This is a genomic window from Aurantibacter sp. UH7, from assembly GCF_056839165.1.
Genome location: NZ_CM166388.1, coordinates 1,401,851 through 1,418,542 on the forward strand (window position 1 = coordinate 1,401,851; position 16,692 = coordinate 1,418,542).

Below are 16,692 nucleotides of genomic sequence, written 5' to 3' on the forward strand. Positions count from 1 at the left end.
GAATAAACTCCTATTTTACTTATTAAACTCAGCTAATGGTTCGGTGTTGAGTTCACCCCATAGGGCCAAATCTTTTTTCTTTGCTCGCGACAACGGATTTGTTCTCCATTTTTTGGCGAGCAATAAATTCATGTTGAAATATCGATTATACATATCGGTTCCATTTCCCATATCAACCAAACCATAATGGTATCTCATATCAAATAATAGTCTAGCATTCTTCCATTGAAATTCATAACCCATACCAAATTGTGCTCCTGCATCCCAACGACTATAATCATCTGCACCCGCACCGAATTTCATTCTTGTTTTAGTTCCTGGCAAAGTTTCATTTGCTTCTGTTTTAATTCTACCATGTAAATTATAACTAACCACTGGTCCAGCGTTTATATAGAATTTTTTCCAATGTGCTCTAGTAAGAATAGGCAGATCTAAAGTATTAAAGCGAATTCTGGTTTCTTGTCCTGTTAAGGGGTTATTGTTTTCTAATTTTGTTCCTTTCATTACAAAATATAGCTCCGGTACAAGAGAAAAATAATCTGATATTCCCAACTGAAAAGAAGCTCCGGCTTGTAGCCCCCAATACCCTCTTTTAAAATCTTTTAAAGCATCATTATTACTGCCAAAATTCATAGAGGTTGGTGTGTAATTTATTACCACATCTAAATAAGTTTCTTGGCTGTGCGTGTTAATAGCAAACAATACCACGGTTATAAGTACTATAATTTGTTTTTTCATCTTTTTGATTGTTTTAAGATTAATGATGGGGCAAAGATGAAAATGAACGAAGGGCCAAACGCCCGTACTTACGTATCGGAACTTCTTAAATGAGATTTAGAACTATTTGGCAAGTGGTGTAGAATGAAAAATATTAAAACAAAGCAGTATATAACTCTAAATTACTTAGCTGTTGGCCCGCACCCATTGTTTAGGTGTCATTCCTGTTTCTCTTTTAAAAAAAGTATTAAAAACAGTCTTAGAATTAAAACCACTATCGTAGGCAAGACCTAAAAGTGTAATATTTCTGTTATTTGGATCAATCGCTATTTCTTTAAAATATGTTAGGCGATAAGAATTAATAAAGTCATTAAAATTTTGTCCGATTTTATCGTTCAGCAACCACGATAATTTATTAGGATGTAAACCAATTTCAGCTGCCATAACGCGAAGTGTAATTGCTGGTTTTAGATAGGTTTTCTCTGTACCAATATAATTTTTTAATAGGTTCAAAAAATGGTCCGCATCTGTATCATTAAGTAAATTGGAATTCGTTCTGCTAGGTTCTATATCGCTCTCAACATTTGATAAGGCAAAAATTTTATTAATAGCTTTTTGAAAACGGTCATGCTTATATAAAGGTTTTAATAAAGGATCAACCTTTAGCAAGGTCATTAATGGTTCTTTGCGTTTAATACCTTCCTCAATATGATCTAATGCCAAATCATATCTATTTATAATAGTATAAACATAAATCAAAAAGAAACGTACTCTCTCCCGACTATCCGAATCTAATAGCTTGGTTAAATTGTCTAAACTAATTTCCATTTCTGCAGTAGTTCCATTTGCGGCCAATGCCAATGTTCGCATTATTAATTGTTCGGTATCCGCACCGTCCATTTTTGGAATACTATCAGCTACATCCAAAATTAAATTTGGATTGTTTTGATTTAAAAGTGCCAAAGCATAAATACCATAACCAACAATAAATTTATTATTAAGTTCAAAGCATTTTTTAAAATAACGTTTTGCCTTTTCATGATCCTGATTCACATAACTATTATAAGCCATAAAATAGTTATTTAAATCACTCAACGGATCTAATCGTAACGATTCTCTAATGTGATAATCCGCATTTTTTAAATCTCCTTCAAGTATTAAGGTTATAAATAACTTTTGATGTGCATCAGAGTAATTTGGTTTTAACTCTAATGCTTTTTTTAAATGCTTAACTGCACTTTTAAAATCCCACTTTCTATTCAAGTCATTCCAACCTAACGAGTGATGAACTTCTGGCAGGTCCACATTTAATTCTAGCGCTTTTTCAAGATATTTACCTCCCAGATCAAAAGCTTCTTTTACAGGCATTAAACCACCTGCAGCCATGCTATTATAAGCATAATGAATATGAACGTAAGCCAATGCAAAATTTGGTGACTGCACGATAACCTTTTCATGTAAAGCAATCCCTTTTTGAATATCACCTATATTGAACCGGCCTATAAACGAATTTGCCTTTAGAAAATCATTATAAGCTGTAGTAGAAATATTTGGATTAGAGACCAACGAATCTTGTATTTCGAAATGGCCAAAATTCTCTCGAATTTTATCAGCTATTAACAAACTTATTTCATCTTGAAGATCAAAAATATCCGATAGATTTCTATCAAAATTTTCCGACCAAATATGAAATCCATTATCAGTTCTAATTAATTGTGCTGTTATGCGCACTCTTTCTTTAATAATACGAGCACTACCCTCCAAAAGAGTTTCCACACCCAATTCGTTGCCTATATGCCGTGCATCTAACGGCTTATTTTTATAAAAAAAAGAGGATGTTCTAGCAGTTACTTTTAGGCCATCAATTTTAGTGAGGGCATTTATAATTTCTTCAGTAATACCATCAGAGAAGTACTCGTTTTCTTCTTTTCCGATATTCAGAAATGGAAGTACAGCAATAGACTTGGAATTAAAAGAAGGTAACATTGATCCAAATAACGATTAACTACTTGGGGGAGAATAAACTTACTCAAAAAAATCAACTTCTAAAAAAACTGAATGAATGTCTTAAATCGAACAAAAAAGTTTTAAGAGAATTACAATTAATTTGAAATCGTAAATAAATCAATGTCTTTTTCTTTTCCTCTTAATACCTTATTTCCAATACTTCTAGTTTTAAAATTGGATTTGAGTTGTAATTGTTCTTTTAAATCGCCCGATAAAAGAAGGTCTACGTTGTATTCGTTACACAACCCTTGTATTCGGGCTGTAGTATTGAGAACATCCCCTGTAAAAATTATTTCTTTTTTTAAGGCGCCAATTTCTCCAGTAGTTACTTCTCCATAATGTAAACCAGCCTTAAAGGTTGGTCGTACACCAAAAGTACGTTGATACCACTCCTTTTTATTCGCAAGACTTTCTTTCATAGCAAAAAAGCATTCAATACAATTGTCGTTTGCTATGCCATTTTTATACTCCCACGATATAACAATTTCATCTCCTATGTATTGATACACTTCTCCATAATGCTGAACAATTGCATCTGAAAAATCGGAGTAATATTCCTTTAATAATTCGAAGTACTTAATATGCCCTAATTCTTCGGCAATTTTGGTTGAAGATTTCATATCTAAAAACATAAAAACGCGCTTCTCTACGGTAGGTTTATGGTATTTACCAATAAAAAAATTCATGAGAACTCCATGACCAAGATTCTCACTTATTTCAGAATAGAAAAGTGACAGAAATAAACTGAATATTAAACTTACAATTGTACTTGCAAAATCTAAGCTGACTAAAAAGTTATAAAATTTTCGTCGTACTTCTATGTCAAATGGAGATACATCTAACTCGATACTGGCTGCAATCGGATATAAAAGGAAAATTAATAGCAAAAAAAAGAGCATATAGAAGAACATTTTATAGACAATATTCTGAAAGAAACTTTTCTTTTTGAGAAGATTTCGCAACCAGAACATTTCAATCGCACCAACTATAAAACCCACAATAACTAAAGCTACACTTGCGAAGATAAAAACCTCAAAAGTCAATGAAATTACGGCATTAGGATTCACATTTACATTACCTGTCGCAGCTTCTTGAGTAAACAAAACAAACCAGCCTACGACCAACCATATAACCCCGAAAGGTAAGATGCGTGATATATTTCTTTTGGTTTTTGGATTCATAAAATTGGTTTCCGTCTTTTTAATGGGGAAGAAAATAAAGTTAAGAAGTTTGATTTTAAAAATTAAATACTAAAAACTAAACAATTTATATAAAGCAATTTTGTTTAACTTGTAACTCCCTCTAATTAATTATTACGCAACGAATAAAAGGCGAAGTCTACCTATGGGGGTTCAAAGTAATTTATCGAAAAAAAGATTGGTCGATAAACTTTCGAAAGAAATTGAGTCCAATTTAACCAACGACCAATTTGGGGTTGATAGTCTAGCACAAGCTGTTGGAATGAGCCGGTCTAGTTTACATCGAAAATTACATAAGGCCATTGGTATTTCTACAAGTCAATTTATTAGAGAATATCGTTTAAAAAGGAGTTTAGAAATTTTAACTACCGAAGATATTACAGCCTCTGAAACTGCATATCGTGTTGGGTTTAGTAGTCCTACCTATTTCAACACTTGTTTTCATAATTTTTATGGGTATACCCCAGGGGAGGCAAAATCTAGAATAATGGAAAATCTGGATAATCCATCCATAGACCATACAATGGAATCTTCATCCGTTGGAACTAAAAATACCAAAACAAAAAAAAAGAGCACGCAAAAATTAATCTGGACAGCACTAGCCTCAATCTTAATAGTATCAGTAATTCTTCTTTATTACACAAATTCAATGAAAGAAAGTGTGCCAACTAAAGTTGTAGAGACTTTTGAAGAAAAATCTATTGCGGTACTACCATTAAAAAACTTAACTGGAAACCCAGATTTGGAATATATTTCTGATGGAATGACGGACGCTATCATATCTAGACTCACAAAAATTAAAGCAATTAAAAAGGTAATTCCGTTTACCTCGATACAATCTTATAAAAAATCCGAAAAAAGTCTGAAAGAAATCACCAAAGAGCTAGGCGTAGCTAACATTTTACAGGGAAATCTTCAAATGTCAGGTAATCAAATTAAGATTAATCTTCAATTAATTCATGGTAGTTCTAATGTTCATCTATGGTCTGAAGAATATACCAAAGAATGGAAAAGTGATGAGATTTTTCAACTACAAACTGAGGTAGTAGAAGGTATTGCCGCCAATATGAATGCGGTTATTGCACAAGATGAATTGGCTGATATTAAAAAAACCCCAACTCAAAGTAAAGATGCCTATTCGTATTATCTTCAGGGAGAATTTCAAAGAAATAAGGGAAACGAACTATCATATTCCAATGCTATTAACCTTTACGAAAATGCTATTGCAGCAGATTCGAATTTTGTTGAAGCCTATGTAGATATGGCTAACGTTTGGCATATGGGAGGTTCTGTTTGGGGTTTTTATGAGGAGCAAATTGCTTGGGGGAATGCGAAAACATTATTGGAACAAGCCCTTAAAATAGAGCCGAACAACTTTCGCGTTGAAGAAGAGCTTAATACAGGGCGATTTTTTTATGATTGGAATTTTGAACTTGTAGAGACATTTTATCAAAAAATATCGGACAATTCCACTCTTGCTAAACCATCAGTTATTTCTCTTGATTACCCTATAAAAACTGGAAGGCCTGAGGAAGTCTTAAGTACAATCGAGTATTATAGAATAAATGACCCATCAAACGTATTTTATCCTTTTTTTAAAGCGGAGGCTATGTTTTATTTAGGCTCTAATGATGAGGCTTTAAAAACATTAATTCAATCGGACCCATTGTATAATGATAACTGGTTTTATTTACGAGAATCAACAAAACTATATTTCTATTTGGGTGAATATGAAAAATCTAAGGTTCAACTAAAAAAAATTGTAACTCGCTTTCCCGATTATCCACCAATACTAATGTGGTTTAACGCTGTCTATGCTCAATTAGATGGAAATACTGCAGAGGCAAATAAGCATTTAAGCGAATTGCAAAACGAATACAAAAAAGGTTCATCAGGCAGTCCTGCATGGTTTATCGCACTGTACTACGCTCATAGTAAAGAAGATGAAAAGACTTTTGAATGGTTACAAAAATCTTACGACCGTCATGAAGTAGAAATGACTTGGCTACGAGAAGAACCTCTACTGGCATCTTTAAGGAATGATCCTAGGTATAAAAAATTGTATGATAAAATTGGTTTCCCTAGCATTGGTATACCAATAAAAACGCCATTAAAAAATTGAACGATAAGATTGAGATTGAAAATAGCATAGATATATTAAGCAGTTGTATATTGGTTAATATTGCATCCATTGAAACCAAAGACACATTATAAGTTGCATACCACATAATTTTTTACTTATTTTAATCCTTTCCCCCCTTGGCCATAACTTATAATTTAGATTATCATAAGCCATAATTTATTTTCATTCTGCGGAAAAATCTTCCTAAGAATATTTCATTCTAGCCTTGTAATAATTTATTTGAAGAATGAAGTTTGTTCTAACATTTTTAATCTCACTATTTTTTCTCAGCACTACTTTTGCGCAAAAAGAAAAGGATTCTCTATTTCAAATCTGGAATAACATAACACTGCAAGATTCGACGCGGTTTAATGCGATGAGTGATTTAATAGCTTTTCACTACTTATATACCAAAACAGATAGTGCGCTTACTCTAGGCTATCAAATGTTAGAACTTGCTCAAAGTAAAAAGAACCTCAATTGCGAAATTGAAGCGCTAACTTCAATAGGTAAGGTATATTTTGAAAAAAAAGAAAATGATAAAGCCACATCATATTATACAAAAGGCTTAGAGCTAGCACTTTCTAAACAAGATAGTTTTCTGTATTCTGAGAAACTTTTCAAGTTAGGTGGTTTGTACATCGATTATAAAGATTATACAAAAGCATTTACAACACTATTCAAATCTGGTGAGTTTAGCAGAAAAATAGGAGACAATAAAAACATAGGATGGAGTTCTGGGTATATAGGTACAATTTTTGCTCAATTAGGAGATTTTAAAGAAGCGGAAAAATATTATTTAAAGCATTTAGAATCAAGTACTCAATATAATATTAAACACAGTATTGCAGGTGCAAAAGGTAATTTGGGTTATATAAATAATGAGCTAGGGGATGTTGTAAAAGCAATAAAATACTATACGGAAGCTATTGCGCTAGCGAAAGAAATAGGTAGTCACGAATATGCTTCTCTTGGCACGTCAAATCTTATTGACATATTAATTAAGAATAGGCGATTTATTACAGCTCAGAAACACGTAAAGGAATATGAATCAGTAACAAGCCAATTTACTACCTCAAAGTATACCAAAAGTTTTTCTTTGAATATTAACCTATGGAAATGTCAAATAAATTATGGATTAGGCAATTATACTAAAGCATTAAGAGAATGTGAAGCATGTGAGAAAGTTTATAGAGTAAATGATTGGGTACTTGAATCAGATATTTTAAAAAGTCTTTATGAAGTCAATAAAAAACTAAATAGACATAAAACAGCCCTTGCATACTATGAAGAATACCAATTAATAATAGACAACGAGGATGAAATTAAATCAAAATCCGAAATACAGAGTATCGTTTTCAACAATCAGTTAACTACAGACAGTATTGCAAAAGCACAAGAGAAAGCGTTGTTAAGTAGAAACTATGAAGAAGGTTTGCGTAAAAAAAATAGAGAACGAAACGTGTTTTTAACTTTTGGGCTTCTCGTTCTTCTTTTAGCTACCGCCTACTTTTTTATTTACCGAAAAATTGAAGCCTCTAAAAGAAAAAGACTTAGTGAAATAAACGAATTAAAAAATGCTTTATTCACAAATATTACCCATGAATTTAGAACACCGCTTACGGTTATTAAAGGCATGACAGATACTATTAAATCTGATTTACAAAACAAAAAACCCGAAGGCGTTCAAAATTCATTGGAAATGATTGAACGCAATAGTAATAATCTACTGCACTTGGTAAATGAGATGCTAGATTTATCTAAGATAGAAAGTGGAAATATGGAATTACAATTGGTACAATCTAATGTAATTCCGTTTCTTAAGTATTTAGGTGAAAGTTTCAGTTCTTTTGCTCAGGAAAATGATATAAACCTTACTATTTATAGTGAAACTGAATCTTTGCTAATGGATTTTGATGGCAATAAACTAACCTCCATTGTGTCTAACTTGCTTTCAAATGCCATAAAATTTACAAACGAACAGGGTAAAATTATTGTTCATATCAACAAGGTAGAAGTGAAAGACAAATCCTATTTATCCCTAAAAATTAAGGATAGCGGTATTGGTATCGCAAGTGACGAACTACCAAACATATTTAATCGTTTTTATCAAACAGACGCCTCAACTGTAAGAAAAAATGAAGGCACAGGCATTGGTTTAGCACTTACAAAAGAGCTCGTTGAATTAATGAATGGTACCATAAAAGCTAAAAGTACACTTGGAAAAGGAACCGAGTTTAGTGTTAGAATACCTATTACTAATACTGCCCCAACAACATCGCAAGTTCCACATTCGTTAGATTCGACCTTTCCAATAATTAAAACAAGGCCGAAAGAAGTATTTAAAAATAAAGAAATATTTACTGAATTACCTTTGGTACTAATCATTGAGGACAATATGGATGTTGCTCATTATTTAAAAACTTGCTTAGAGAATACTTATGAAACGATTCATGCAGTTAATGGGATTGAGGGCATTGAAATAGCATTCGAAAAAATTCCAGATATTATTATTTGTGACGTTATGATGCCTGGCAAAGATGGATTTGAAGTTTGTAAAACCCTAAAAAATGATGAACGTACAGACCATATTCCAATTATAATATTAACAGCTAAAGCCACTTTCGAAGACAAATTAAAAGGCTTATCGATAGGGGCAGATGCCTATTTAGCAAAACCATTTAACAAGGAAGAACTTTTTACCCGACTAGACCAATTGATTTTAGTGCGCAAAAAGCTCATGAACAAATTAGAGAAAAGTGGATTCTCTTCTTTGCTTGGTGAAGAGTTAGAGCATCCACAAACAAAATTTTTAAAACAAATTATTGAAAGCGTACATGCTCATTTAGACGATGCAAATTTTGGCGCAACACAATTAGCAAAAGAATTGCATTTAAGTGAATCTCAGATATATCGTAAATTAAAAACCATTACCGATAAATCTACTGCAATTTTCATCCGATCAGTTCGCTTAGAAAAAGCCAAAGAACTACTCCAAACTTCTTCTCAATCTGTTTCAGAAATAGCTTATGCTGTTGGTTTTAGTAATCCATCTTGGTTTAGCAGAGCATTTAGAGATGAATTTGGCTATCCACCAAGCGAGGAATCAAGTGACTAATTTTCAGTTAATTACAATAAGGTTATTGCACTTTATGCAATAATAGTACTACCATTTCCCTACCAATTCCTAAATAGCACAACTGATTGAAAAAATGGTGAAAACCTTTTTTCTATAAGTGCAATATCATTGTATCATAATACTAAAAACAAATATTATGAAAACTATAATGAAACTTTTTGCCTGCGCATTTATTCTTTTACCATTAATATTTACTTCCTGTTCCAAAGATGTGAAATAGGTCCTATTGGTCCTGCTGGTATCCAAGGTACAAATAGGGTCGATGGATTAGATGTAATGTTTGGTTCAGATGGCACTGACGGTGAAGGTGGTTATGCAAATGTTCAAGTATTTGAATATGAATTAGAAACCATTACTACTGGTATTGTTACCTATGCTATGTAGGGTGTTAATTATTCACTTCAACATTATTTAAAGGTTATGCACCATAATTTAAAGAGCTGAACTAAAGCTTAACAAGACTGAAACATGCTTGTTATATACTGTGAATACTTTCTTTTCATCTTTGACTCTCATTAGTTCTACATAAAAAAAGAACTTTTTAACCCATAAAATTTTTATTATGAAAACAAATGTAAAATTTACAGTATTAACCTTTTTGCTATTAAGCATTACAAGTTGCATCGGCCAATCTTCAAAAGTAGATGTGCTTAACGACAAATTCCCTGAAGCACAACAGGAAATAATGGAAACTTATGAAGAAATTATTCAAAGCATTAAAGATGGTAATATCGACAAACTGATTTCTATGCATGCCTACGGTCCAAAGTTCACAGAGTTTAAAAATGGAGAACTACGCAATGGTAGTAAAGAGAATGAAATATACGAACGAAAAACATTTAGCGCAGTAACCGAAGTTGTTAAGTTCGATTCAAACAATTTACAGATTGCGGTCTATGGTGATGTTGCCAATGTAACCTTTCATTCCGATTTTGAATTCAAATTTGGAGAGGATTTAGTGGTGGTAAATGATCAAATCAGTCTGCTATTTCTTAAAACTGTTGAAGGTTGGAAAATAGTTGCAGAGCATCATTCACCATTAAAAATGCAATAGCTGTTTATACCCCATAGTTAATTGAAATTTGCAAAATAACAATTATGAAGTCCAAGAAAAATAATTTCGTGCTTTTATCGAGTATAGCATTAGCTTTAACATTATTTAATTGTAGTAGTAATGATAATGAAATAATTATTCAGGAAACGGAAATACCTAATCAAGCACCAGAAGCTTTTTCGTTAATCGCTGTTACCGATGCTGCGACTCAAGTAACCGTTAAGCCAACATTTAGTTGGAATGCCGCAGTGGATCCTGATGGAGACCCAGTAACGTATAAAGTTTTTGCAGATAGCAATAGTAATCCAACTACTAGTATTGCAAGCGCTATAACTGAAACCAGTTTCGCCCTAGAAGAAAGGTTGCCTTTAAACCAAAACTTGTTCTGGAAAGTAGAGGCAAATGATTCAGAAGGGAATACGACTTCTAGTGCAGTTTTCAGTTTTACAACTAGAGATTTACAAATCTCCGAATCCGCAATTACTGCAAATGCAAATTTCTCAGCACGAACAGATCATACCTCGGTCGTTTTTGATAATAAAATGTGGGTTATTGGTGGCTACGATGGTTTCTCTCATTTAAATGATGTCTGGCAAAGTATCGATGGCGAAACATGGACTCAAGTTACAGACGATGCACCTTTCCATAAAAGAAGTGGACATATATCTGTAGTTTTTGATGGTAAAATTTGGATCATCGGCGGTTATAATGGTGTAGACTTTTTAAGAGATATCTGGCAAAGCGTCGATGGCGAAAACTGGACTAAAATAACTGGAGTTTCACCATTTCCCTCTAGCGGCCTCCATTCCGCTGTAGTTTTCAAAGATAAATTATGGGTTATCGGTAGTCTCGAAGCACCTGCAAAAGCATCAAATAATATATGGCACAGTACAGATGGGGAAACTTGGACTCCGGTCGAAGTATTAGCACCTTTCTCAGAAAGGTATAGACATACTACCATGGTCTATGACAATAAAATATGGATTATAGGAGGAGGCCGAGGAGGTGTTTTAAATGATGTATGGCAAAGTGCTGATGGTAGTAATTGGACAGAGGTAATTAAAGAAGCAGCTATGGAAGGCATTGAAAGTCACACTACTGTAGTATTTGATAATAAAATGTGGCTTATAAGTGGCCGAGATAGTAGGCTTAGTACGAATAGAATTTGGCAAAGTACAGATGGAGAAACTTGGAGTAAAGTCACTGCAGAAGCTCCTTTTACTGAAAGAAGAGGCCATACCTCTGTCATATTTGATAATAAAATTTGGATTATTGGCGGTAGAGGTGGCATTCTTGGCGACTCTTATTTGAATGATGTATGGTCTATGGATTAAATATGTCTACCACAGCCCTTTACTAAACAATACAAATATTGTTTACGAGCAAGCTAAAATTAATAACCGTTTTAAACAAAAGTCATGAAAACCATACAAACTGTTTTTAAAGTAAACATAAAGGTGATTATTATTATGTTATTATGTATTACGATTGGTATAACCAGTTGTAGTAAAAAAGACGACTCGGTGGAAGTTCCGAAAGAAGAGGTAAAACTGAGCAGTGAAAAACAGATTACCGAATTTAAATTTTTGGCTTCTGAAAATACAGTGTTAGCTGCAGATGTGATTGCCTCTATAGATGTAAATGCAAAAACAATTAGTGCAAACCTACCGAGTGACATTCCTTTAATTGCCCTAACTCCAATTATAAAAACCTCTCCCAAGGCTATTTTAGATCTTACAGGTGCACAAGATTTTACAGATAAAGTAACGTATACAGTTACTGCAGAAGATGGTACAACTCAAAATTATGCGGTAACTGTAACAAGTAAGAGTAGTTCAAAACAGATTACAAGCTTTGTATTCTTACTTACCAGTAACCCAATTGAAGTTAATGTGGTGGCTATAATAGATGAAGAAAATAAGACCATAACCGCAGCCATGCCGACTGGTACGGATCTCTCTGGGCTATTGCCAGAAGTGCAACTTTCAAATTTAGCATCAGTTAATCTTACGACTGCACAAAACTTTACAACGTCTCTTGAATATGAAATTACTGCCGAAGATAGTAGTACAACTGTCTATACAGTATCCATAACCACTCTTTCAACCCAGCGGCAAATCCTACAATACATATTAGATGCCAATCCCAGTAATAATCTTGGGTGGGATATACAAAACACTATTAATTTAGGGACTTTGACAGGTGTGGGAACTGATCCAGAAGGTAGAATTACGAACTTATCTTTTGATGCAAATAACATCACTAATTTACCTCCAGAAATAGGGCAATTAATTAGTTTAAAAGTCTTACGTATTGTCAATGAGAATATGTTAACCTTACCTAATGAAATAGGAGAACTGATCAATTTAACCGATTTTGAGTTATTTAAAACCGAAGTAGTTTCCATACCGAAGGAAATAGGAAGATTAATACGTTTAAAAAACCTAATACTAAAAGATAACAAACTTACTTCATTGCCGCCGGAGATAGGCTTTATTTCAAACCTTGAATTTATTACTGTGGTAAACAATAATACACCTACCTTCCCTCTTTCCATCTCTAATCTTTCTGCAGCTAAAGTTACTACAGGAGCTTTACAACGTCCTAATTCGCAAAAAGATGCCCTTATCAGTCTTTATAGCGCCAATCCCAATAATACATTAGGTTGGGGAGTAGATAACTATCCAGGAGTTTCATTTCATGACAATGGTAATCCTAAAACTATTACTATGAATAATAAAAACCTAACTAGAATTCAAACAAATATTTCATCTTTATCAAGCTTAGAAAGCTTTAATGTAAATAATAATAATTTAGAAAGTTTACCAACAGCACTTGGCTCTATAAATTCTTTAGTTGTTATTACTGCTGCGAGTAATCAACTAAGTTCAGTGCCTTCAGAATTAAGCCAATTACCAAATTTTGCATTATTAAGCATAACCAACAACCCTATTACCAGTATACCGCAAGAAGTTTGTAATCAGCAAACATCAAATGGTGGTATACTCACAATACTAACTGACCCTGGGGAAGAGTGTGACTAAATGCCCCTGGCACAAAGACTGCTATAAATTGAACAAATAGTGACAGCTATTTTTAATAACTAATTTGAAATTGCACTATAAACGTCCATCATTAATTTCATCCTAAATGATTGGTCGATGATTCCCCACTATAGCTTGCATTTCTATAATCCGCGGCTAACAATCTTTAAATAACCATAAAACAAAAATCATGAAAAAAATACTCATTGTAATTTACGGAATCATCGCTTACCTCATTTTTTTAGTAGCCTTTCTTTATGCTATCGGCTTTGTCGGAAACCTTTTCGTACCAAAATCTATAGATTCTGGAGAAGAAATTTCTCTGATACCTGCGCTACTTATTAACCTTGGATTATTAAGTCTCTTTGCAATTCAACATAGTATTATGGCACGGCCTGCCTTTAAAAAATGGTTTACTAAGATTATTAATCCAGCTATGGAACGCAGTACTTATATCTTACTGTCCAGTTTAGCACTATTACTCATTTATTGGAAATGGCAGCCAATGATAACTATTGTTTGGGAGACCGAAAATGTTACTTCAATTATTATTCTAGTAGTGTTCTTTTTGGGTTGGACAATTGTATTCCTCTCCACTTTTATGATCAATCATTTCGAACTTTTTGGACTTACACAGATTTATCAAAACTTTAAAAACGAAACTATAACAACTCCAAAATTTCAAGTCAATTGGTTTTATAAATTAGTACGACATCCGTTAATGTTAGGTTTTATAATAGCATTTTGGGCAGCCCCTACTATGACCTATGGCCGATTACTCTTTGCCGTAGTAACCACAGCATATATCTTGATTGCCGTTAAATTTTTAGAAGAAAAGGATTTGAAAAAGATAATCGGTAAGCAATACGAAGACTATCAAAAAAAGGTGCCTATGATTGTTCCGTTTACAAAATTAAAAAAAGGTTAGAAGGGTTAAAACCAAAATCAATGAAAATAAAACATTCATATGTATGTAGGTTTTTGTTCATCCTATTTTTTGTTGGAATAGGGCAAGTTTTAAACGCCCAAAACACATCAATTTCAGGAACAGTTAATGATAAAAATGAAGAGCCCATTGCCTTTGCTAATATTCTTCTACTACAACAACAAGATTCCGTTTTAGTTAAAGGAGTTACGAGTAATGAACAAGGCGATTATTTAATCGAAAATATTTCGGTAGGAAATTATATTCTTAACATTTCGTTACTTGGTTTTAAGCCTTATTTCAAAAAGGTACAAATTCAAAATTCACAAGAACTTTCGATAGGCATTACCCGATTACTAGTCCAAAATCAAGAATTGGACGGTGTAGCTGTAGTAGGTCGAAAATTGCTTTTTGAACAAAAAAGTGATCGATTAATTTTGAATGTAGGCTCCTTACCAACTTTCAGTGGCAACAGCGCGCTACAAGTACTTCAAAAAGCACCAGGAGTAATTGTACAGGAAAACTCGAACAGCATAAGTTTGAATAATAAAGGTGAAGTTTTAATCATGGTTAATGATAGAATTTCTCGCGTACCTACTGGAGCTTTAATTCAACAATTAAAAGGCATGCAAGCTGAAAACATTGATCGCATTGAACTTATTCATCAGCCCTCTGCAAAATACGATGCTAACAACGCTGCCGGTATTATTCATATCGTAATGAAAGAGAATAATTTATTTGGTTTAAATGGTAATACAACCCTAACGCTTGGCATAGGGCAAAGGGAAAAAGGGAATGGTAGTATTGATTTAAACTATAGAAATAAAAAATTGAATTTATACGGCACACTTACGGGTTCTCAGAGTAAATCGCCATTGTGGCAAATAAATCATTATCGAGAATATGAATATCTGGGTGACCAGTATTATTACGAAAACAAATTAAAATTTACTAATCCTAATAACAATTCTGTTGGTTTTACTATCGGTGCAGATTTTGAAATAGATGAAAACAAAATCGTTGGTGCAATTTTTGGTTACACGAAAAGTAATTCTTCTGGATATGATTACACCAGTAAATCAAAAGGTACGATTAACAATACTGTAAGCACTGATTTAAATTATCTGCTCAACAGCAATAATCCGAATACAAACACCTTTGCCAATCTCAATTATTTTTGGCAGTTGACTCCTGCAAGTTCTTTAAATCTAGATGTAGATAGAGTTTCGTTAGATGTGGTAAATTCTTCGACCCTTTCATATTTGGAAGCTCAAGATAATATTGATGCAACGAATTCTAATCGTGATACAGCATTTGAAATTTACACCGTAAAAGGGGACTTTGAATGGAAAAATGAAAAGGGAACCACCATACAAACAGGGCTTAAAGGTACCTTCAACAGTACGAATACAAGCTCTAATATTCAGAATAAAGACGCTGGAGTTTGGATTGAAGATGATTCTTTTGCGATGAATGATGACATTAACGAGACTATTTTAGCCGCACATGGTTCTGTTCAAAAAAAATGGAATGACAAATGGGAAAGTAATTTAGGAGTTCGTTTAGAGCAGTATAACTATGAACTTGATGACACCTCTGGAGATAATGACTTCAGTATCTCATACACCAATTTATTCCCAGTTGTTAGAACAAGTTATGCAATTGATTCTATAAAGACCTTAACGCTTTCTTTGAATCGGCGTATCGAACGCCCTGCTTTCTGGAATTTAGCTGGGTACTATTTATTTATTGACCCAAGTTTATTTGTAACATCGAATACGCGCATTAGACCTTCATTTACAAACGCTGCAAGATTGGCATTCAACCAAGGTTCTTTTCTAGTTGCATTTGAGGTTAATCGAACAAAAGGTGCAATATCTTTTTACAACACTGTAAATAAAGAACAGAATTTACAAACTAGTATCCCCATCAATTTCGATAGCATGGATGGGCTTTTACTAAGTATGAGTTTTCCAATTAAAATAAGTAGACTATGGAAAATGAACTGGAATTTAGATGGTGCCTACAAAAAAGTGAAAGATGCTTCTAATCGTCCCCTACCATTTGAGAAAGACCTTTTCACAATTACTGCTCAGCTTACCAATGTTTTTGAATTAGGGAAATCATGGACGGCTAATATTGATGGGCGGTATATGAGTCCGTTTATATCGGGAGACCAGGTTCATTTCATGCGACACTTTATAAATTTTGGGATAAGCAAAAAATTTAGAAATGAAAGTACACTCACATTTAGCGTACAAGATATAACAGCTACCAGCGGTATTATAGATTGGGAATACCATCAGCCAGAATTAGGTATAAAAACCTTTGGCGATAATAATTTCTCAGAAAGAGTTTTTCAGACAACGTATTCTTTTCCTTTTGGAAATCGAAAATTGAAAGAAAAAAGACAGCGTAAAATCGGTTCTCAAGAAGAACGAAATCGGATGTAATAATAAAACACAGGTTTTGCTTTACAATTTGT

The 16,692-nt window shown here is 33.3% G+C and carries 11 protein-coding genes; 8 read left to right on the forward strand and 3 right to left on the reverse strand.

Annotated features, from left to right (window positions below; all coding sequences use genetic code 11):
- Positions 1 to 15: 15 nt before the first annotated feature.
- The 3 genes from UH7x_RS06060 to UH7x_RS06070 form a co-directional block, all read right to left on the reverse strand.
- Positions 16 to 738: a porin family protein gene (locus tag UH7x_RS06060; RefSeq protein ID WP_482362824.1), complete on the reverse strand. Its 723-nt coding sequence runs from the start codon at positions 736 to 738 to the stop codon at positions 16 to 18.
- 165 nt (positions 739 to 903) lie between these two features.
- A complete protein-coding gene (locus UH7x_RS06065) occupies positions 904 to 2,703 on the reverse strand; it encodes a helix-turn-helix domain-containing protein (protein WP_482362825.1) in 1,800 nt (599 codons plus the stop codon).
- A gap of 116 nt (positions 2,704 to 2,819) precedes the next feature.
- The gene (locus tag UH7x_RS06070) at positions 2,820 to 3,905 is read right to left on the reverse strand and encodes an adenylate/guanylate cyclase domain-containing protein (protein WP_482362826.1); all 1,086 of its coding nucleotides are present in this window, start codon (positions 3,903 to 3,905) and stop codon (positions 2,820 to 2,822) included.
- A gap of 163 nt (positions 3,906 to 4,068) precedes the next feature.
- Between UH7x_RS06070 and UH7x_RS06075 the strand changes: the two genes are divergently transcribed.
- The 8 genes from UH7x_RS06075 to UH7x_RS06110 all read left to right on the forward strand — a co-directional run bounded on the left by UH7x_RS06075 (position 4,069) and on the right by UH7x_RS06110 (position 16,660).
- On the forward strand, positions 4,069 to 6,045 hold the full coding sequence (locus tag UH7x_RS06075) for a helix-turn-helix domain-containing protein (protein WP_482362827.1): 1,977 nt from the start codon (positions 4,069 to 4,071) through the stop codon (positions 6,043 to 6,045).
- A gap of 247 nt (positions 6,046 to 6,292) precedes the next feature.
- Positions 6,293 to 9,163: an ATP-binding protein gene (locus tag UH7x_RS06080; protein WP_482362828.1), complete on the forward strand. Its 2,871-nt coding sequence runs from the start codon at positions 6,293 to 6,295 to the stop codon at positions 9,161 to 9,163.
- Between the two features lie 129 nt (positions 9,164 to 9,292).
- Positions 9,293 to 9,568, forward strand: a complete 276-nt coding sequence (locus UH7x_RS06085; RefSeq protein WP_482362829.1) for a hypothetical protein — start codon at positions 9,293 to 9,295, stop codon at positions 9,566 to 9,568.
- A gap of 178 nt (positions 9,569 to 9,746) precedes the next feature.
- The gene (locus UH7x_RS06090; protein ID WP_482362830.1) at positions 9,747 to 10,238 is read left to right on the forward strand and encodes a nuclear transport factor 2 family protein; all 492 of its coding nucleotides are present in this window, start codon (positions 9,747 to 9,749) and stop codon (positions 10,236 to 10,238) included.
- A 44-nt stretch (positions 10,239 to 10,282) separates the two neighbouring features.
- Complete coding sequence (locus UH7x_RS06095) at positions 10,283 to 11,572, forward strand: Kelch repeat-containing protein (protein WP_482362831.1); 1,290 nt, start codon at positions 10,283 to 10,285, stop codon at positions 11,570 to 11,572.
- A gap of 84 nt (positions 11,573 to 11,656) precedes the next feature.
- Complete coding sequence (locus tag UH7x_RS06100) at positions 11,657 to 13,282, forward strand: leucine-rich repeat domain-containing protein (protein ID WP_482362832.1); 1,626 nt, start codon at positions 11,657 to 11,659, stop codon at positions 13,280 to 13,282.
- Positions 13,283 to 13,472: 190 nt separating this feature from the next.
- A complete protein-coding gene (gene mddA, locus UH7x_RS06105; RefSeq protein WP_482362833.1) occupies positions 13,473 to 14,210 on the forward strand; it encodes a methanethiol S-methyltransferase in 738 nt (245 codons plus the stop codon).
- A 20-nt stretch (positions 14,211 to 14,230) separates the two neighbouring features.
- Entirely contained in the window at positions 14,231 to 16,660 is a 2,430-nt protein-coding gene (locus UH7x_RS06110; protein ID WP_482362834.1) for a TonB-dependent receptor, read from the forward strand.
- Positions 16,661 to 16,692: the final 32 nt, after the last annotated feature.